We start from the raw sequence: 20291 nt of genomic DNA, 5'->3' as shown, positions 1-20291 counted from the left end.
ATGCGCCATTCGCTCCACCGAACCAGCCAACAAATGTGTATCCCGTTCGGGTTGGTCCCGCCGGGACCGTACTTGTGGCATCGTATGCTACTGTTCTGGTTCCTGGTATCGTTCCTCCTGTGTGTCCATTGCCGTTGAACGATTGCGTGTAGTTGTTTCTCGTCCATCTTGCGTACCACGTCACACTTCCAGCTGCCTGCTTGTAGCTTGTTGTGAGTTGCGTGCCTCCTGTCGCTGCACTCGTACTGAACCACCCAGCAAATGTGTGTCCGGTTTTGGTTGGGGCTGCCGGGACCGTACTTGTGGCTTCATAGGCTACACTTCTGCTTCCTGGTACCGTTCCTCCTGTGTGTCCATTGCCGTTGAATGATTGCGTATAGTTGTTTCTCGTCCATCTTGCGTACAGCGTTAGGTTTGCTGGAGGCATATACGACGATCCTTGGAGGTATCTATATCCCCCGCTTGTTCCGTTATACCACCCAGCAAATGTGTGTCCGGTTCTTGTCGGCCCATTGGAAGGGATATTTGAGATGGGCTCAGATTCTGTTATGCTTTGCCTTCCTGGTACTGTCCCACCTGTGTTTCCATTCCCGTTAAATGTTAGTGTATAAGGTATCCCGGCGAACATGATGCCAAATCCGACTGGTGTTCCGGCAGTATAAAACAGCTCGTAGCCGTTTTGTGGATCTATCGTCATATCGACCGTTGCTCGGAATACGTATTTCCCATTCGCCATTTCCCCCGTGCTGTTGGTGACTGTGACGCCGCGTGCCTGTCTGCTATTATACCAATACCCAGAGGTAGTTTCTGCATAGGCCTGAAATGTGGTCGGTGTATATCCAATTGTGGCCCATCCGGGCCATTCATACGTTAACCTGGGTTTAATGGCGTTTGGAGCGTCTTTTGTCGTTGTGAACTCCGTCTGTGAACTCGTTAATGTACCATTTTCGTTCGCAAATACTTCCCTAGTATTCTTTGTACGAGTAAATCCAAAAATTAATAAACAAACCAATAATAAACCTAATATAATACGTCCTTTCATAGCTTTCTCCTTCTTCTATTTATCATACCTTATCTTTTTAATTATATATCTTTTTTTCATAAAAACGATATATGCGTAGATATCCAAATGGTTCTCCTTATATATACTCCTATCTTTCGATTAAACATCACATCGGTATATATATATATAACTTATAGTAAAATCAGGCAGTTCTCTAGGATACAAAAAAATGTGATAGTTCGGTTGCACAGAAAAGAAAAAGGTGATTCAGCCCGTATAATAAAAAGCTAAAAATCGTTAGCTTGAATTCAGATTACCAAATAGTGTCATTGGATATAGTCCGAATTCAACAAAATATGTGAAGAAAAAATAGATGAGCGACCTTGCTTTTGCAAAGGCATTTGTAGTAGTAAGTATCATTTTTTTCTTTACCAAAAAACTTTTATTAGCTGACAAAGAGCAAAAAAGCAATTAGTGAAATTCGCTCTCGCTAATTGCTGTCTTATTCTCTTATTTTGGCATTACATCTGCGGGAATCGCTGATTGATATTTCTTATCGCCAATAGTTGCTTGGTGTTCAGCCTTCACTTTTGCCATCAACTCAGGGTTGGTCAATAAATCATATGCTGTTGTAGCAATTGTTTTCCCAGCAGCTAACAATCCTTTATGCGCGACAGAAGATTTTCCATTTGCAACCCATTGCCATGAATGCGGCGGTGTTCCCTGTGGTTCACAGCCAACAAAGACTTGTGCTGTGGGGCAAACCCAACTGACATCACCTACATCTGTTGAGCCTAATGTTGCACTGGAAAAAACCAATGGTCCAACATTATCCAAGACTGGCAATGTACCAAGACGTTGGATTTCTTCTTCACTTACCGTTGGATTCATTTGTCTTGCTCGTGTGATTAAGCTCACCTTAGTAGCATCATCCAAGCTGTCATAATATCTTTGACTGTATTCCTGGTCTTCTTTTGTTAAATTCAGTTTACCGAATTCTTTTAGATTTTCATACATTACAGTTGTCATTGCCTGATTTGGTAAGTAGTTGGCACATGCTGAATCAAAAACGATTTCTAACTCTGTTTCTGTCATCCAAGCTGCCCCTTCCGCGATTTTATTGACACGTTTATAGATTGACTCAGCCTGATCTAACTTGGGTGCACGGATAAAATAGTACAGGCTAGCTGTTGGCTGGACCACATTAGCGGACTCTCCACCAGCATCCATGAAAGCATAGTGAACACGCCCTTCGTCGATGATATGCTCACGTAAAAATTGAACTCCGATATTCATTAATTCTGCAGCATCTAATGCACTGCGACCTTGTTCTGGTGATGATGCTGCATGAGCAGAGATTCCTTTAAAGTTATAATAAACCTGATACACAGCTAAGCTGCTTAATCCCCATGCCATACTTGTATCCAATGGATGCCAGGTTAACGCAACATCTAAACAATCAAAAACACCGTCTCGAACCATAAAAGCTTTTCCATATCCGCTTTCTTCTGCTGGACAGCCAAATAATTTGATTGTTCCCGTTAATTTTTCTTGCTCCATTAGGTCTTTTATCCCTATCGCTCCTGCTAAAGCACCAGTTCCCAATAAATTATGCCCGCAACCATGACCATTTCCACCTTCGTTCTCTGCTTTTCGTTCCCCAAGATCAGCAACTTGACTTAAATTCCCTAAGGCATCATATTCCGCTAAAATTCCAATTACAGGGCTTCCACTGCCATAGGTTGCGACGAAAGAATGTTCCATATTTGCAAGCCCAGTTTCAACGGTAAATCCCTCTTTATCCAAAATTTCTAAAAATGGCTTTACTGATTCTGCTGTCGCAAATCTTGTTTCTGGTGTTCCCCAAATTTGATCTGCTGTTGCCGTAAATTGCACTTGTTTGGCATCAATCATTTCTGCGATTTTTTGTTTTGCGTTCATGTTATTCTTCCTTTCTCTTTTCAACTAGACATCTCTTTTTCCCTATCAAAATATTCATTTAACGTTCAATTCCAAATAATTCTTTAGCAATTTGCTTCCCAGTTTTCGTCCCGGCTAACCCACCAATCCCTGTTTCACGAATATCTGCAGGCATACTACGTCCAACGCGACACATCGTTTCTACAACCTCATCTGCCGGAATTTCACTCTCTATGCCTGCCAATGCCATTTCCGCTGCACTAATTGCGTTGGAAGTACCACCCGCATTTCTTTTAATGCAAGGAATTTCCACCAAACCAGCAACTGGATCACAGGCTAACCCAATCAAATTATTCAATGCAATTGCAAATGCATGGCTCGCTTGCTCTGGAGTCCCACCTGCTAATTCAACTAAAGCTGCGGCCGCCATTCCTGAAGCAGATCCGATTTCTGCCTGACAACCACCTTCTGCACCTGAAATCATTGCATTATTCGCTACAACAAATCCAAATGCTGCTGCAGTGAATAAAAATTCCAATTGTTCTTCATGGCTTGACTGTAGTTTTTCTCTGAATGCTAACAATACACCTGGAACAACCCCGGCAGATCCTGCCGTTGGTGTAGCACAAATCATACCCATTGCTGCGTTAACTTCATTAGTAGCAACCGCGTAACATAAAGCCTTAACAAAAGTTATATCTGTGAGTACCACTTTCCTATCTAAATAGGCCTGTAATCTTTTTGCATCGTAGCCAGTCAAACCAGAATAAGAGCGTACTCCTTTAATACCTTTAGAAGCAGCAACTTCCATTGTTTCCAGATTCAAGGTCATTTGATTCATAATTTCCTTCCGACTACGTTCAGAAATCCTACTCTCCTGAGTAATCATTATTTCGGCTATTTTACATTGATTTTTTTTTGCTAATTGTACTAATTCCTCAATTGATCTAAACAAAAGTTTCACGTCCTCAATTTTAGCCGGTCGTTGGCAACACTGCTGTAATCCCGGGTATTTCTTTGATTTTTTCTATTAATTTTTGGCTGATATCACTAAGCGTTTCCACAAAAAAGACAGTTTCTTGATTCAATTTCTGTATTATTATAAATTCAGGACTCTCTAAAGTATTTCCAACGCATGGAATAGCTGTTTTCGGCTGATCTGTCGTCAATACAAGTCCATACCCTTGCTCTTGATTCAATATCGTGGAGTGTTGATTGATTTCAGTCACTTGAATGCTGCCACCGCCAATAGAAATTGCAGTTAAATCCAACCTTCTTTCTCCATCAATCAAGTTTAGATTTACGGTATTGGCGTGCTTAGCTCCTTTTGAACTGGTTAGAAATTCGATTGTCACCCCTTGTTGTTCAGCAATTTTGATTGCCTCTGGAATACGTTCATCATGCGTTTCAAACCCGAGAATACCAGCTACGATTGCTACAGCTGTTCCATGACCTTTATATGTTTCAGCAAAGGAACCGAAAAACGTAACAATCAATTCTTTAGGTGTATTTTTATATAATTCTCTGGCCATATTACCGATTTTGACCGCTCCGGCCGTATGCGAACTAGAAGGCCCGACCATGATCGGGCCAATGATATCAAAAGCGCTTTTATATTTAAATTTTCTTTCTATCATTACGCTTCTTTTTTCACTCCTAATACGCAAAGTCCACAAAGTAAACTAGCTACCGCCATAAATCCAAAAGCTAATGTAAATGAGCCTCCGGCCATTTTAATTAATTGACCTAAAATTAATGGTGCTAAAAATCCACCTAACGTTCCGCCAGTATTGATAATCCCAATTGACGAGCCAATAGTAGATTTATCCATAATTTTATGCGGCCATGTAAAAATTGCTACAAATGCACTAACTGAAACCATGCTGACTGCAACTAAACAAATCATTGATAATACAAGATTATTTGATGCCACAAAAGCAGCTACCAAAATTGCAGCTAGAACAGTTGCACTAATGATAAATGTACGTTCCTTGCCCAAAAAAAGTTTTGATAAAAGTGCACCTGCAAACATGGTTGCACCTGTTTGGAATATTGCATTCACTGCAAGTAAGTATCCAATCGTTTTAATATCAATTGCGAATTTTTGCGCTAAATAGCTTGGCAACCAAGACATGTTTCCATAAAGAAGGAAGTTTAGCAAAAGCATAGCAACAAATAAAACAAGTACATTTCTATTTGTAATCACTTGACTAAATTTGATTACTGGTTTACTATCCGCTCCAGTTTTAACCTTGACTTCTTGATTTGGAACAAAAATCCCTACTAAAACTAATGCTACAGCAAACAACGTTCCTAAAGCTACATAGCCATAACGCCAGTTCGCATTGATCAAATTCGTTCCTAATGTAAAGGCCAGAATTCCACCAATCCCAGAAGTAGAAAGAATTAACGATTGTACAAATGTTCTACGTTCTTGCGGAAAATTGTCAGCAATTGATTTAGAACAACTTGGTGGATAACCACCATGACCAACTCCTGCAAAAAAGCGTATAGTCATAAATAACATCAAGCTACTAACTGCACCAAATGCATATGAAAATATCGATACAACTGCTAGTGACAACATTAATACTTTTTTAGATCCGATTTTATCAGCTAACCAACCACCAGGAATTTGCATCATTGAATAGCCCAAGAAGAAGAATGACATAATCATTCCTGTCTGCCCTGGATCTAAATTAAATTGCTTTGTAATTGGTAAAACAGCGGTAGAAATCATGCTTTTATCCATATAAATCATTGAATAACCCGCCATCAATGCCAAAATTAGTCCAATACCACGTTTATTTGTTGTTTTTTCAACTTGTGTTTCCATTTTTTTCCTCCATTATTCAAATATATAAAACATTTTCCTTCTTTTAGTATATATATATACACGACATACTAGAATCCCTTTAATTGCTTAATTCGAAGTCAATATTATTGATTCATAAAAAAAAAAAAAAACAGAGCAAAAATGCACTATCTTTTTTTGCTCTGTTTTTTTCAATACAACGGCTGAAATAAATATAATTGACAGGCATTCAAGCTTAGTGTTGTATCAAACTCATAACCGTCAGCTGTAATCAGTTCTTTCCTTAGCTCAAATTTCGGTATAATTTTCTGTTCTAAATAACTTTGCAACTCTCCATCTAATTCCGCCTGTCCACCGATTCGAATCCAGTCATTATAAATACCTCCGTGATCTTTATCTAATACATATTCTCTAATCAGATACTCTCCTACCCGTAGCCCTTCTAAATGAACTTTTATCTTTTTCATCTGATACCTTACTTGAAAAGTATCTACTGAATAAAGTGGATCTAAGTAACTGGAATTGTACAGCAGCAATTGATATTGCCCCTGATTTTGTGTCAGTATATAGCCTGAACCACTTGTAACGATTTCCCCTTTTAAATGATTTAAAAAACGAAGCGAGAAAAAGAGTGGTCGACGTAATATTCCATAAAAGAAAACCGATAAACTACTATCCTCTCTCTTATGACTTTGCCGCTCTTTGACTTTAATGTTCAGCCAAAAGGCAATACCTGTTACTTCTTTCGATAGCTCAACAATTGATTCCAAAATCAAAGCTGAACGAAAAAAAGTCCCTGAAAAAGTATTCCCCTCTCCAACTAATGTATTCCATTCTGTTAAAAAGATCTCTGGCTCCCAATTAGAAAAATCTTGTATTTTGCTTTTTGCGTATTTTGAAACAACTGATTTTACACGTGTTATTAATTTTTTCTGGTAGTCTTTAAAGTCTAACGCATATTTATCTTTGACTGTCGATGTTACATATGGATCCGCATGAAAACTGATAAAATCAGGTAAGCAATGGTACTTACTTTGTTCTTCAATAAATTCCTCATACTGTTTATATTCTGTCTCTGATAATGAGCGTAAAGACATTAAACCGATCTTGAAAGAGGGTATCAACCGCTTCAATTTACGATAAAAATAATGATAACCCCAACGACTCTCTTCGCTCCAACGATTATTATTTTTTGGCAATGACCACTGTACATACCATTGACCAACCTCTTCATACCCATAGCGATTAAGAAAATGCCGAATAATTTTTATTTGTTTGTCACACCAAAATTGAACATTCTTTTTATCTATGCAGTCTTCTGGTAAAAACAGTTGAATTATTGGTTTCAATTGAATCTTAATCAAAAAATCAAACCATTGATTATTCAAAATATATTCAGATACTAGCATGACATTATTTTCAAAATTGGTTTCCTCACAAAAACCCTCAAATTGAACAAAATCAAAGGCTAGTTCTTCTCGTAAAATGTGTAGCTCTCTTTGAACTCCTCCAGCTAAGCCTTCACTGGCTGGACCAATCTTGATAATTTTTTTACTAGACTGATACATTGGATTGCTTGCTTTAGTAATAGTGAATTTCATTCGTTGTTCGATTGCTGTATTTTCATCTTCGATATCTTTTCCGACCAGATATTTTGCCAACTCCTGTAATGCTGAAGCACCTGATATTTCTTGATACTTTCTGGATTTTAGGGTTTGATTATCCTGAATTTTAGTTAAGGAGTACTTTTTACGGTAATTAGACGGGGTTAATCCATGCTGCTTTTTAAATACTCGATGAAAGATTTCTGGACTTGAAAAGCCAGCATTCATAGCAATCTGGATGACAGAATCAGTGGTTAAAAGTAGCGCTTCTGTTGCACGCATCAAACGAACTTGATTGATATAATCAGTAAATGTCGTCCCAACTTGCTTTTTAAATAAACGAGATAAATGATAATAGGACATTCCGCTAGTTTTAGAAAACAGCTCTAAGGACAGGGGGGACTCGTACTCTTTTTGAATTTGTGTTAATAGTTGATTGATTCGTTTATCCGTTGTTTCTTGTTTAAATTGAGGAATCAGATTTAAATCCTTTTTAAATTCTTTCACTAAATAATTCAGTAAACTAAATAATTGTTGATAAATTTCAAGTTCACTTTCTCCTCTTTGTTTAAAATAAACAGAACTTAAATGAGCCAATAGTACGCGCAATTGTTGAAATTTCTCTGTATCTTTCAAACCAGAACTCGAACAATCGATATAAGGTAACCAATTTTCTTTAAAATGGGTGGTTATTGGTTTTCTAGAAATACGTAAATATAACAATAAATTTTTGTCAGAACTTTTCATCTGATATTGATGTAATGGATTGACCACCAATAGATCATCTGATTCTAATTGGTATTCTTTTTCTCCAATGGTTACCGTCATATTTCCATCAAGCATAAACAACAGAGTTAAGTCCTTGCTCATCATAGGCGGTACATAATTTACTTTCATTAATGATAGATTAAACGGACGTTGATTACCTTCTTCCATAACCTTACTCCTCCTTCTTCTCTCTATTTATTTTTATGTAACATTAAAAAAGCATCTTTTTTCGAAGTTTAGATCTGTCTTTTTTAATCAATATACACATCGTATCTTCATTGTATTGTAATTTTTTTTACGAAAAATCATTACATTCAATTTAGAACGATACTTCAATAAAAAAGCACACTGATTTCACAATGTACTTTAAAAATTTTATCAATGTTGTAGACAGTCTATTCCTACAGTCTATTCCTACATTCAATTATTATTTTGGTTATTTCCATCATTCAATTGTAGTCCTTTTTTATATGCCAAAATCGCAGTAACTCCTGTAATGAACATCATTGGAATTGTTCGAATCAGATCTCTGTTAATTGAATCGGCAGATATATATTCTTCTTCCTCACTAGGAATAATGATATATGCAATACTATCTAGAAAGGAATACATTTGATTTAAAAAAGTAACGAATAATACAAAAACAATTAATAATAAAACTACTATTACAAAATTAACTTTTTTCATTATTTTCTCCTCTTTTCAGCCAATTATTTTTATGGTCCAAACATCCCCGCATATAGTCAAGTAAACATGCAATATTCAGGTTTGGATCACCATTTTTCTTCCAAATAGATTCTTCCCTTTTCAGTAATACGGATAGCTCTAGAGCTTCTATGTTCTCTTTCTATAAATCCCTTACTCTCTATTTGATTCATATGTACATAAATTGCTGATTTTGCTTTTATACCTACACCTATTCCTATCTCTTTATACGTGGGAGCCCACTGCTCCTTTTTAATGAAACACACTATGAATTTTAGTATTTCTTTCTGCTTTAGAGTAATCGTTTCCATTAAATTAATTCCTCACTTATATATAATCTATTCTCTTCATTTCTACTACCTCTTTGATCTAGCAAAAAATCCAAAAATTTTATTCTTCTATCTTCCTGATTTAAGCAGCCATTTATAAACCTTGATTGTTTTTTCTATCAGTCATTACTTTCTCTCCATTTCTTTAGATCAGACACAGTCATCCCAAATTTATTGGCAATTTTCTCTTGAGACATTCCTTTTTTAAAACATCTCACATATTCCTCAACAGATACCCGGCTGTAGTTGTTGTTACCTTTTTCTTCAGATAAAAATTTTGCTAATGATTGTATTTTTTCTACAGTTTCTGTATCTTGAATCCAATTTTCTTTACTGTTCAATAATCCTAACAAGAGTTTTCGTGCTATTATTTTATCGTTCTTGTTTTTTTTCATCCTTTCACCTCAATTTCAGCTATCATACAAATCAAATAATTTATAAACCACACAAATACCTACACTATATGCCCTCAATTAAAACTAATACGTCCAAAAACTTTCTTGTTACATTTTGGACACAACAATTTATTCTCATATTTTAGCTTTACAATACAAACATAGCCACAAGATCCGCAGGTATACATATACCTCTTATTTTTAAAGAAAAAACGATACACCACTTACATAATCATTCCTTTCACATTTTATGCTTAAAGTACAACACAGTACAAAAAAATACTTATCCCCCTAGTATTTCTTCCACATTATTCTATATTAATATTCACAGCTGAAAAAACGAGGATCTAAAAAGTAATTATATTATTAGTTAATGACTATTAACTGAACTTTATCACGTTACAGGCAATTACAGAAAATGAAACAAGAGTTTGCAGTATATTTAGATTTTTTAAGATAAAACAAATTAGTTGAACTACTCTTCCCTCCTAATACTATCTACTTCTACACTTTCCCACTCTTTTTTAATTTCATTTTTTCTTTAAAAAGATACTTCATTTACTCTTTATCATAGATTTCTTGAATATACCAATAAATATTCAACCTTGATCCAATAACTGCAGTAGCCACCAATACTGACCACATAATACTCCATAAAAAATTAACATTCTCACTCAAGAACAAACTCCCTACAGATTTTGTTGCAAAAAAAATATATACAGTAATTATTACAGGTACAAAAAGATGCACTAGGTATAGCTTTCTAAAATACATAAAATAAGCTAACAACAAATAAGTAACTAGAAGTAAGATTATTAAAAAAAATTTTACCAAGATATTCCATGGATATATATTAGATTGTATAAATTCCGCAACAAATAATACACTTCCATTCAGTTCCATTGGAACTTCTAATGAAAAACTAAATATTCCTAAAAAAAAACTCACTACAACTATCTCTGGAAAACCACACACTAAAAAAATTAGCAGAAGACTTACTCTAAAAAAATACTTTATACTACGAAAAATGTACCACATCATTACCTCCTAGCTTGCTTTCATAACTCACTGCAGTTTTCCACTAAATAACTATATGTTTCCTCTACACCACAATACTACATTCAGACCCGAATTATGGATATATGGATATATATATATCCATAATTCTATATAGTATTCTATGCATAAAAAACTATACTTCACAAATTAGAAGACTAGTTCTACGGGAACGTCGGTCGCAAAGACTAGGCCAACTGTATTCAGTCCTTCCGCACCCACGAAAAATAACAATGTAAGACGTATATTTCGGATAAGCATTCTGTAACATACAAGCGAATCGCAGTCAATCAAGACTTTACATTTAACGAAAGTAGAGTTTCAAGTGTCGGCAAGGTTCATGGATAACTATCGTAATTTTAACTTCGCATCACCTACAGGTGTTGTGTGGTTGGTGTTTAACGCCACTTTTAAACTAGCATAAACAGTTGGTCAGAGATAGCAAACAACAGTCAGTTTATGGGTAATTCATCAAGTTTTTTTACATGTATTAGTTGACGGTAGTATAGACACAACCAACACTAACGAATCACTTTTTCATTTCACCTTCAAGCAAAACTCCTTTAGCTCCTTATCTCTTATGACGCGGGAGCTTTTTTCTGCTTTTATATTTGTATATCTTACAAATTGTTTTAAAATACATTATGTATTATGTTGATTTGGAAGTGAGGAAAATCAGTGAAAAGATTGTTAGCAATTTTAATAGTTCTAATATGCATAATTAGTCTTGGAAGTTGTAAAACAGAAAAAAACGGAGAGAAATCAGATAAGGTTTTGAATCAATTTTTGAATATTTGGAATGGCAAAGAGGATGATTCGAGATACGAATTAAATATTGTCGAATTAGATAATGAACATATTAAGATAGAACTATTTGAGGACAGTGAGGAGAAGTACGAGTATACATGTGTTCTGGATAAGGTTACGAGTGATAGTTTAATTCTAAAATACGAAAAAATGGTTTTAACCTTCAAGATATTGGATAATGAAATGATTTATACAAAGAGTATTGATGGAGCAGAAGGTATAGAAGGAACAAATAAGCCAATCCGATTTGACAAACAAATCCCTTTTAAGTAAGATTAATTCAACATTATATCTAATGTTAATACTTATAGTGAGGAGTTTTTTATGAAAAAAATAATTTTGTCGATGTTACTTTTATTCGGAGCAGTTTCATTTCACGATGTAACTGTAAACGCCACTGAAGGTGCCGATGTTATTATTCAAACTGAATCTATATCAGGAGAAGTAGATCAATTTGCAAAGAATGACTTCGGTCTTGCTCTGACTTCTATGTTGTTTTTGGAAGGTAATAACACGAACGCGTCTAGTTATTCATTAGGGGCAGCTTTTTCAATGTTTGATGGAGAAAAAACAGAAAACGGAACTGTTTATTATCCGATGTTAAGATTTTACGGTCGGATATACGCTGATGCAGACTTTTTTACTTATTAAATTAGTATTCCTTATTTTTTGGGTCGGATGCACGTTGACGAAGTCGAACGGCTTCAAGTTCAAAAACAGGGTCAAAAAAATAGCATTGTGAGAGAATAAAAACATCTGTCTGAAAATTGATTGACAGATGTTTTTATTTTTTGTTTATGATCCCTTTTAACAACTCATCAAAATCGCTTGGTAATTTGATGTTAGACATCAATAGTTTGTATAATGCATAGTTTTCTTTTTCCAAGTTTTTAAACAGTTGCTGCAGTTCAAAAATAAATTTATTTTTCATGTCTTCTCTTTTGGAAAGCATAATAACCATAGTTACACAAAGAGAAAAGAAGTCTCTGTTAAGCGATCCGTTTTTATATTCTTCATACAATTCAATTCTATTATCTGAATATAATTGAATCAAATGAATTCTCAAATTATGTTTAGAAAGATGGTTCATTATTCTGTTGCCGTGTGCCGCTCTGTTTCTATACTCTTTAACTATAGTCATCATATTACTAAATAGCTCTATGTTTTCCTCAATACTCGTAATATGTGAAAATGGGTACTGTTCATAATCGTATAACAAAGTTTTAACGACTTGCTTCTTGATATTCGGTCTTGAAAGTTTAAACCAGTACATCAGAGTATCCAAAGATACAGAACTAGCCAATACCCAAGGCGGAGCATAGCCGTGTCCTTCTCGGTAGTGCTTTATCTGAACGGCATTACTCTCTGAAATAATCTTATTTAGTTTATCTAGTAATATGTCTCTTTCGTATTTCCCGGCATTGTTGACATAGTTCCCTGATTTGTAATTAGCTTCCAATAAGTAATCGATATTTTTATGCCCGAATTGTTCCCCTAAATAATAAGAGAAAATCGCTTTTATCGAATCTTCAATTCTAAGTAAATACTTGAAAATAATTGCAGATAGTTCTTTATCAAAATTATAAGACTGATTAAGATCATGAAACGATTCTCCTTGAAAATCATCTTCACCATCGACACAAACAACATTGAGTATATTTTTATATCCATTGACAAGCGCATAATAAGAATTATTCTGTAAAATTTGCTTTGCTTGCTCTTTTTCGTTTTTATCGCTGAAATAGAGATTCCTTGAAGCTAGTTTCTCTACTTGCTGATGCCACGTTAAAAATATTTTTTCACTTTCCATATTGAACTCCATTTGATTTTATGTAGAGAAATAGCCCCACCCACAATAGTGGAATGAGGCTATGTATCCCTAGGCTAAACTGCCCTTCTGCATAACAAATATAACACCGATATTATCTATTAGTCAATACATTTGCTGAAAAAAGTTCAAAAAATACGTAATTTTGTTCGTAAAAACAGTAAAAAAGTTTTCTTTTCACGTAATAATGTCTCTTTTGTTTAAGAAAAAGCTGCTAGCGATGCCCGATTAAATAACACCATTCTTTTAATGATTGCTTTTTAACTTGCTCCTCTATATGTAAAAAGCCCCCACCTGTGACACGTCGTAGAGAGGTGCGTGAGGTTCTGTTAAATGCATTCTTTTCTTTTTTGTTGCTCCTTAATCTTCAATATCTGAAAATCTCCATGTCTTACAAACATCGCAAATATAAACATTTGTTCCGTTCTCGTGTTTCTTTGCAAAACGAACTCTAGAAAGTTGTTTGTTCCTATCTCGGCAAACATTACAAAACACTTCGTTTCCCCTTGTGTATACGCCTTGATGAAACTCTAGCTCCGAATCCAAAATTTTTTCGTTTTCTAAATCATGTATCGTGTCCCTTAGTTCTCTGTTTTCTTCTTGCAGTTCATACACTGCTGTTTGAATTTCTAACAATACATTTTTTAATTGCAGATCATTTGCTCCAGTAGCTAGATTTTTAGCATCTTGAAACATTTCTTTGATGTCGGTATACCCCATAATAGAATTCCCCTCATTTCTTTTTTCTTATTATATCATTCCTGATTACTCATTTATACATGTGCAACATTCCACAAAAATATTTTCGTTTTCAAACTGCATCTCTCACACTCTGTTTTTTATCCAAGAATGACTTTTTTGTCTGTTTTTGTCATTTTTGAACAAAAATAACGTCAAAAAAACACGGGTTTTGAGCCACTTAATGAAGTTTTTTTATTTTTGTATACAATTCATTTATAAACGTTGATACAACAATGTTTCCGCGTTCTATTCTTCATCAAAAATCACGAAATCAATTTCTTTATTTTTTCTCGTTCAAAAAACGCGGTATCTATTGCTACCACTGAATTTATACCCTGTTCGACTGATCCATTTTTCAAGTGCCAAAATCAGAAAAACGTTTATTTAAAAAAAAAAATGACCTAACGATGTGCAAAACTCCCTCTACCCTATCTCCCGGCGAAAAATTTTAATCAAAAACGATAGGGGGGGTTGTTTGATTTTTGATCCGGAAACATTTTTCTTTTTTTGTTCAGAGAAAAGAAAAAAGAAAGCGATCCGCTCCCTTTTTGTTTTTGTTTCCGTTCAATGATCATGCTTTTTCTTCGATCGATCATAGGTTGCTGCCCTGGTAAATTTCAACCCTGATCGTTGCTATTTCATTCAAACTATTTTATGTTTTGGTTTTCTCTGTTGTGGTGGCTTTCTGCTTCGGCTTGGCTTTTACATCTATCATTGATTTTGTTTCTTTTGTTGTTATCAGCAGATCAGTGCTATTCATCTCGAAATGATAACCAGCAATCCCTTTCGTTCTGTGATAAAACCAAGAAAGAAAAAATCTTCTGAGAAAAAACTAAAATTTTATAACACCAACGAGCTAAAACAAGTTATGGAACATTTAAAAAATAAAGTTGATAACAAACCAACCTCTAGCCGACTAAAACAGTATTATAATGAATTTGATCTCGCGATGTTCCGGCTGCTTGCTTTTTCCGGTATAAGGGTTGGTGAAGCTTTGGCTTTGTCATTTAGTGACTTTGATTTTAGTTCTAATACATTAGAGATCACAAAAACTATGTCTGATTCCAAAGATGGCCATGTCATTTCTACACCAAAAACCGAATCATCCAGGCGTACAATTATGCTTGATGAAGCAACTATGCTTATTATTAAAAAATGGCAGCTTAGGCAAAAAGAATATCACTTTGCAAATAAAGTAAAATCTAACGGCATGGTATTTGTCGGCTTTGATGGTAGTACAATGATAAGGCAAGATGTTTATCAACGTTCAAAGCGTTTGTCTGAAGCTGTAGGGCTTCATACTATCGGTTCTCATGGTTATAGACATTCTCATGCATCTATGCTTTTTGAAGCTGGAGCAAGTATGAAGGAAGCACAAGAAAGGCTAGGGCACAGCTCTATTGAAATGACCATGAATGTTTACACTCATGTAACGAATGAAACTAAGAAAAAGACGGTAGAAAAAATTGTGAACTATGTAAATTTCTAGTTATTCAAGGTCATTACTTTCTTGCATGAAATTAAAAACGCTCAATCCCTTACCACTAAAAGGATTGAGCGTATATTTTATTTTTTTATTTCGTTTCACGGTGTATCTAAATAAAAAATTAGAATTTCTTTATTCTGTGCGTAAAAATGAACTTGGAGAATACGTGTCATCAGTTTCTCGTTTCCTAGTAAATGAAATCAATATTGCGATTGATTCAGCTAACGGTGAATCTATTTCTTTTTTTGTAAAAGAGGATGATATTTTTTATAAAATAAATGATACGATTGAGAAAATTTTTGAAGCTCCTAGAGATGAATTTTCAAGTAAACAAAGCGACACTATCGAACTTACTGTAGAAGATGCAAATAATGCGTTACAGTCAACTGAGAGTACCATTGAAGAAAAAAACATATATAATCAAACGGATTTTGTTAAACAAACTAATATAACAAAAGGTTCAAAATTAACGCGATCAAGCGTTAGCACTGCAAAAAATTACGCAATGATAAATTGGCGAATTAACGAAACACAAGGTGATGTACCTTGGTGTGCAGCCTTTGTTACTGCAGCCATATTGAGTAATAAAGTAGATGCTCGTGCAACAAGAGCTGTTGACATAGTGAGCTATTCATTTCCTAAATTAACTCCTAAACAAAGGGAACAGAATGGCGTTTCTCCGAATCAAATACTTGCTTACGCAAACTATAGAAAAACATATCCAAAATTAGTGGAAAGTACTGTTAATCATAGTGTGATAGAGAGTAATTTACGCAAGGGAAATGCTTTGTATATCGGCGGTATCGGTTATGGAAGCCAGACAAGTAAATCTAGACATGCATTTGCCTTGTATGGTTGGGTAGATAATGAAAATCCAAGCGGAGGTAAACCTTATAGAGTTTACTATGTATGGAACCCTTGGTGGAACTATCCAATGACAGTTCAAGGTAATACGCTACCAATGACAATCCCTGTCCCAGGGGGAGGCTATACTTGGTATCGAACTATTTATAATTTTTAATAACTAGATTATTAGTAGGACTTCTATATTATTGTAGAAGTTCTTTTTTATTCGGTTGCAAAAATCACACAATTATTGCTAAAATAAAAAAAATGTAGAGTAGTTGTAAAAAATAAAAAAACTCGCCTAATTTGACGGAAGGTAAAAGTAATGCAGGGATTTAGACAATTAAAAAATGACCACACTTTATCAAAAATAGTAGAAAACGATAGAAATCTTTAGATTTAAAGTGTCTGTATACTTTACTTGAATAAATCTTTTTATCTGTACATGGAAATCATATAGCACGAGCAACGTAAACTACCAAGAAGTATCTTTTTTCAGTGGAAATTTTTCTAAAAGAACGTGATATATACCGTAAAGCTTCTTTTAATAGTTGCTTATATGTTTTTATTATAAAAATAGGCTATATTATTGTAATAACGTAAAAAATCACTTTAGATTGGAGTATACACCATGTTAACAATATACTATGGCAAAAGTTGTAGTTCAAATCGTCATGCAAAAAAATGGTTACTCAATGAAGGGATTCCTTTTCGAGAAAAAGACTTTCGTTTCAATCCTATGACTGAGCAAGATATTCTATTCCTTCTAAAACTTTCTTATAATGGCGTAGAAGACATTATTTCTACACGCTCAACGCTCTACAAAGAAAATATAGACCTATTAAATTCCCTAAAGTTAAGCGAGCTTGTTCGTTTTATCACACTACACCCTGCTCTTCTTCGCAGCCCTATTCTATTCGATCATAAACAATTTATCACTGGGTTCAATGAAGAACGAGCACGTTGTTTTATTCCTAGACATAGGAGAAAAGTAGGTATGAATGATTTTCTTTTCACTCTAGAATCGGATTATCTTACAAAACAAGCCAATAAGCAGACCAATAAATAATTCCACACAGCTTCTCTATATGATTATTTATACAACAATTTAAATAATGTTCTATGTAAATAATAAAATTTTTCTTTTTAGCAATCATTGGTTGAATTTTCTTTAAGGTTCTTTTGATAATTTAAAACTCTTTACAGCCTATTTTATCGAACTACCTTAACCACCTCTGCGAAACAGCACTCTGGACTTGAGAATATAAAATTCTGCTAACTTTATTAGCTAATTTCATTAGATAGTGCCTCAATAAAAAAGAAAGATATACGCTAAAATACCTCTCTTATATTATGTAGAATCCTTTAAATCAGTAGAAGAATTGAATTAGTTATAAACTCCGGCTAAATGATACACTCCCTATAAAGTAGATACTAGAAATGAAAAATCTGGTTACCTTTATAAGGAATGTATTTTTTTGACTATAAATAAAACTGATTTTGTTATAAAAATGTATCCATTTATAGCGATATAAAAATTAAACATTTTTTACTAAATTTAGAAACCTCTATTTTGGCCTATAACGATTTCTGCCCTGTCTTTAATAAGTAACTGACGTATTCATTCCTTTCTCAATTAGACATACCCTAGATTAAAGAAAACTCAGAGGAGTTTTACTTACTATTTTTATGCCACTGTTTTCTTAAAAAGAAACTTATCTTCTAAATACTGATTTCTTTTAAATTTACTATTAGTTAAATGACCTATATTTCCTTAGGGCTTTACCCAAAAGCACATTAACAAGAACTAATCCAAAACAAAGAATCTTATTATCTGTTTTATTTCCTAAATCTGGAAGTCCTTTTCGCAAATACTTGTTTCCTTTTTGACTTTCTTTATTTACTTTAGGCGTATTGGCATAACTACTATTATTTTTAGGTTCATCAAAACTATCTGAAGTAGAAGTTGTTTTATCAATTTCTTCTGACCAGCTATATTCTTTTTGAGTTACTTCATACGAATATACTGGGCGTTGTTTTTGATATTGAGAAACTCTCTTCCTTGTTTGGTAGTACACTTGAGATATATCATAGGTATAACTATTTTTTAAACTCACTTGATAACCATAGTCATAAGCAGTGATTCTTTCTAATGCATAATACTCTTGTTTATCTGTATAATAGTACTTTCTCCATTGATATACAGGTTGCCCCGCTGCGTCATACATTTTATTTCCATTTATATCATTATAAGGATACACTTCCATAAAAATCATATCATCTATGATTTCTGCTGAAGGTGTGTATAACATTCCATATTGTTGAGAAGTGGTTCGATATAACCCTGGGCCTATAACACTACTACCTAAAATACTTGTCAACGGATTAGACGTATCTAAAACCTCTTTAAACCCAAAACCATTTGCCCAGCCATTCGCAATACCACTGTTTCCACTACCACTAGCAGCCTTTTGCGCTACTTGTTGTTGGAATCCGGTCAGATTTCCTGGTTGATTCAAGACATACCATGTAGAGATTGTTCCTGCGCCAAAATTATAGCCATCTTGAGACGTATTCAATTCATGTTCATGAAATTCTACATAATTTGGTGATGTAATCACATAACTCCAATTTGTTTTTACATACACGTTACCTCGCTTTTCCCAGTATTCATAAACTTTTCGATCGTCAACGATCCCACCATTTGCTTCTGCAACAGACAATGGATTTCCTAGTTCGTGTAAATTAGCACTTGTTACCAATAATTTCGCACCGTTTGTGTCTAAAATATAATCATAATTCCAATCTACTTTTTCTTGACCGATTAATTTAGGCGTATTTAATCCACCAAATACGTCATACAAATCTTGGATATAAATTGCTTCTTTTGTGTACAATCTGGGATCGTGTTTAACTTCTAAAGGCAAATATTCAAATGCAGCTTTTACATGTCGACCAACAGCTACATCATCTAATGACAGCCGTGTATAATCCTGAGGAAAATCGCTATCACTACCATTAGGTCCACCTTCATCAAAATCATAAGGTCTAATGACCTTTTCTGAAATAGACGGTGTTAATTCATTAATTGAAGTAATTATTTTACCAGTCGAATCCTCAACAAGATAGCCCGCCTCTAAATCCGTTTGCAATTGTTCTTCTGATACATCTGTTCTCGCCCCAGCAGACTCTTTCCATTTCCTAGCAAGTGCTCCCTCATTATCTTCTTGACTGCCTTTTTCCACATAATGAACACCTCTTTCTGGTATCGTAGTAATGAACATGTCATCCCAGTCTAAAAGTACCTTATCTTCCAGTTCAATATAATCTATCCCTGCCTTACCTTCTGGTATGGATGTCATACTTTTACCATATGGTTCATTTCGCTCTATTACATAAGAACTTTGTTTTTCCGCTATTTCTTTAGCTGTGGTTTCTATTTTCTTCGTGGATATAATCTTTTCTTTAAAATGATATTTTTCTTTATTATCCAGGACTTTTTGTGGAATATCGTTATACTGATTTGTCCAATACTCATAAACAATTTTTTCACCAACAGCTGTTACAGTCTTTTGCATTTCTGCAAACACATCACGATTAACCCCCAAAATTAGAATAAAAATAATTAGATCCAAGAGAAAAATACAATATATTATTCTTTTTCGTATTCTAACACGTCTCATTTTCAACCTCCCCTATTTAAAGTTATGCTGACCCCAATCATGTTATCATTCAGTGGCTGCTCTCGTAAACAAGTTAAATCAGTTATCATCTAGATCTGTCCAAAGTCTATTTACTCTTTTTTTCAAAAGTAAGGCTGACCAACCTAGCTCACTTTCAAAGAACTTAATTGATCAACCTTACTTATCTATCTCTCTTTATGGTATCGCTGAGAACGTATAGGTTAACTCCGCTTGATACTCTGATTGTGTTCCCGTATTTTGCCAGTTTTGGTTCCCTGGTACAACTAAGCTCACTTGCTCATCAC

Annotated in this window: 17 protein-coding genes; 5 read left to right on the top strand and 12 right to left on the bottom strand. The window is 34.5% G+C overall.

The genetic code is table 11. The features are described from left to right. The 9 genes from BCR25_RS10005 to BCR25_RS09965 all read right to left on the bottom strand — a co-directional run. A partial coding sequence (locus BCR25_RS10005; RefSeq protein WP_211272503.1) for an InlB B-repeat-containing protein occupies window positions 1-736 on the bottom strand: 736 nt, incomplete at its 3' end. Between the two features lie 777 nt (window positions 737-1513). Continuing rightward, window positions 1514-2944: an amidohydrolase gene (locus tag BCR25_RS10000; protein ID WP_069663479.1), complete on the bottom strand. Its 1431-nt coding sequence runs from the start codon at window positions 2942-2944 to the stop codon at window positions 1514-1516. Between the two features lie 58 nt (window positions 2945-3002). Further along, a complete protein-coding gene (gene sdaAA / locus BCR25_RS09995) occupies window positions 3003-3878 on the bottom strand; it encodes an L-serine ammonia-lyase, iron-sulfur-dependent, subunit alpha (RefSeq protein WP_069663478.1) in 876 nt (291 codons plus the stop codon). A gap of 19 nt (window positions 3879-3897) precedes the next feature. Further along, window positions 3898-4560, bottom strand: coding sequence for an L-serine ammonia-lyase, iron-sulfur-dependent subunit beta (sdaAB, locus tag BCR25_RS09990; protein ID WP_069663477.1), 663 nt, complete (start codon window positions 4558-4560; stop codon window positions 3898-3900). Further along, the gene (locus BCR25_RS09985; protein WP_069663476.1) at window positions 4560-5759 is read right to left on the bottom strand and encodes an MFS transporter; all 1200 of its coding nucleotides are present in this window, start codon (window positions 5757-5759) and stop codon (window positions 4560-4562) included. The genes sdaAB and BCR25_RS09985 overlap by 1 nt, the downstream gene beginning before the upstream one ends. 170 nt (window positions 5760-5929) lie before the next feature. Then, window positions 5930-8278, bottom strand: coding sequence for a helix-turn-helix domain-containing protein (locus BCR25_RS09980; RefSeq protein WP_069663475.1), 2349 nt, complete (start codon window positions 8276-8278; stop codon window positions 5930-5932). Between the two features lie 252 nt (window positions 8279-8530). Next, window positions 8531-8797, bottom strand: coding sequence for a hypothetical protein (locus BCR25_RS09975; protein ID WP_069663474.1), 267 nt, complete (start codon window positions 8795-8797; stop codon window positions 8531-8533). A gap of 86 nt (window positions 8798-8883) precedes the next feature. Beyond that, window positions 8884-9126: a LexA family protein gene (locus BCR25_RS09970; RefSeq protein ID WP_069663473.1), complete on the bottom strand. Its 243-nt coding sequence runs from the start codon at window positions 9124-9126 to the stop codon at window positions 8884-8886. A gap of 137 nt (window positions 9127-9263) precedes the next feature. Then, a complete protein-coding gene (locus tag BCR25_RS09965) occupies window positions 9264-9539 on the bottom strand; it encodes a hypothetical protein (RefSeq protein ID WP_069663472.1) in 276 nt (91 codons plus the stop codon). A 1734-nt stretch (window positions 9540-11273) separates the two neighbouring features. On the opposite strand from BCR25_RS09965, the gene BCR25_RS09955 reads away from it, so the two are divergent. Next, window positions 11274-11675: a hypothetical protein gene (locus BCR25_RS09955; RefSeq protein WP_069663470.1), complete on the top strand. Its 402-nt coding sequence runs from the start codon at window positions 11274-11276 to the stop codon at window positions 11673-11675. A gap of 51 nt (window positions 11676-11726) precedes the next feature. Then, window positions 11727-12053 (top strand): hypothetical protein, encoded by a 327-nt coding sequence (locus tag BCR25_RS09950; RefSeq protein ID WP_069663469.1) that lies wholly within the window; start codon window positions 11727-11729, stop codon window positions 12051-12053. Between the two features lie 133 nt (window positions 12054-12186). Here BCR25_RS09950 and BCR25_RS09945 read toward each other — a convergent pair whose 3' ends face one another. Beyond that, the gene (locus BCR25_RS09945; protein ID WP_069663468.1) at window positions 12187-13212 is read right to left on the bottom strand and encodes an Abi family protein; all 1026 of its coding nucleotides are present in this window, start codon (window positions 13210-13212) and stop codon (window positions 12187-12189) included. Window positions 13213-13590: 378 nt separating this feature from the next. Then, window positions 13591-13950, bottom strand: a complete 360-nt coding sequence (locus tag BCR25_RS09940) for a hypothetical protein (RefSeq protein ID WP_069663467.1) — start codon at window positions 13948-13950, stop codon at window positions 13591-13593. Between the two features lie 787 nt (window positions 13951-14737). Here BCR25_RS09940 and BCR25_RS09935 point away from each other — a divergent pair. The 3 genes from BCR25_RS09935 to BCR25_RS09925 all read left to right on the top strand — a co-directional run bounded on the left by BCR25_RS09935 (window position 14738) and on the right by BCR25_RS09925 (window position 17372). After that, on the top strand, window positions 14738-15460 hold the full coding sequence (locus BCR25_RS09935) for a tyrosine-type recombinase/integrase (protein ID WP_083242638.1): 723 nt from the start codon (window positions 14738-14740) through the stop codon (window positions 15458-15460). Window positions 15461-15485: 25 nt separating this feature from the next. Continuing rightward, window positions 15486-16478 carry a C47 family peptidase gene (locus tag BCR25_RS09930; RefSeq protein ID WP_069663465.1) on the top strand — a complete coding sequence of 331 codons (993 nt, stop codon included), beginning with the start codon at window positions 15486-15488 and terminating at the stop codon, window positions 16476-16478. Window positions 16479-16934: 456 nt separating this feature from the next. Next, on the top strand, window positions 16935-17372 hold the full coding sequence (locus BCR25_RS09925; protein WP_069663464.1) for a Spx/MgsR family RNA polymerase-binding regulatory protein: 438 nt from the start codon (window positions 16935-16937) through the stop codon (window positions 17370-17372). Window positions 17373-18054: 682 nt separating this feature from the next. Here BCR25_RS09925 and BCR25_RS09920 read toward each other — a convergent pair. Beyond that, the gene (locus tag BCR25_RS09920; protein WP_139124567.1) at window positions 18055-19986 is read right to left on the bottom strand and encodes a hypothetical protein; all 1932 of its coding nucleotides are present in this window, start codon (window positions 19984-19986) and stop codon (window positions 18055-18057) included. Window positions 19987-20291: the final 305 nt, after the last annotated feature.

The sequence above is a fragment of the Enterococcus termitis genome (assembly GCF_001730305.1).
Lineage (GTDB): Bacteria > Bacillota > Bacilli > Lactobacillales > Enterococcaceae > Enterococcus_L > Enterococcus_L termitis.
Note: the sequence above shows the minus strand (reverse complement) of the source record. Positions and strands in the feature narration are given on the sequence as shown.

Coding starts and splice junctions, on each gene's coding strand:
- BCR25_RS10000 (WP_069663479.1), bottom strand. CDS start 2,944: ATGAACGCAAAACAAAAAATCGCAGAAATGATTGATGCCAAACAAGTG.
- sdaAB (WP_069663477.1), bottom strand. CDS start 4,560: ATGATAGAAAGAAAATTTAAATATAAAAGCGCTTTTGATATCATTGGC.
- BCR25_RS09985 (WP_069663476.1), bottom strand. CDS start 5,759: ATGGAAACACAAGTTGAAAAAACAACAAATAAACGTGGTATTGGACTA.
- BCR25_RS09980 (WP_069663475.1), bottom strand. CDS start 8,278: ATGGAAGAAGGTAATCAACGTCCGTTTAATCTATCATTAATGAAAGTA.
- BCR25_RS09975 (WP_069663474.1), bottom strand. CDS start 8,797: ATGAAAAAAGTTAATTTTGTAATAGTAGTTTTATTATTAATTGTTTTT.
- BCR25_RS09970 (WP_069663473.1), bottom strand. CDS start 9,126: ATGGAAACGATTACTCTAAAGCAGAAAGAAATACTAAAATTCATAGTG.
- BCR25_RS09965 (WP_069663472.1), bottom strand. CDS start 9,539: ATGAAAAAAAACAAGAACGATAAAATAATAGCACGAAAACTCTTGTTA.
- BCR25_RS09950 (WP_069663469.1), top strand. CDS start 11,727: ATGAAAAAAATAATTTTGTCGATGTTACTTTTATTCGGAGCAGTTTCA.
- BCR25_RS09945 (WP_069663468.1), bottom strand. CDS start 13,212: ATGGAAAGTGAAAAAATATTTTTAACGTGGCATCAGCAAGTAGAGAAA.
- BCR25_RS09940 (WP_069663467.1), bottom strand. CDS start 13,950: ATGGGGTATACCGACATCAAAGAAATGTTTCAAGATGCTAAAAATCTA.
- BCR25_RS09935 (WP_083242638.1), top strand. CDS start 14,738: ATGATAACCAGCAATCCCTTTCGTTCTGTGATAAAACCAAGAAAGAAA.
- BCR25_RS09930 (WP_069663465.1), top strand. CDS start 15,486: ATGAAATTAAAAACGCTCAATCCCTTACCACTAAAAGGATTGAGCGTA.
- BCR25_RS09925 (WP_069663464.1), top strand. CDS start 16,935: ATGTTAACAATATACTATGGCAAAAGTTGTAGTTCAAATCGTCATGCA.
- BCR25_RS09920 (WP_139124567.1), bottom strand. CDS start 19,986: ATGAGACGTGTTAGAATACGAAAAAGAATAATATATTGTATTTTTCTC.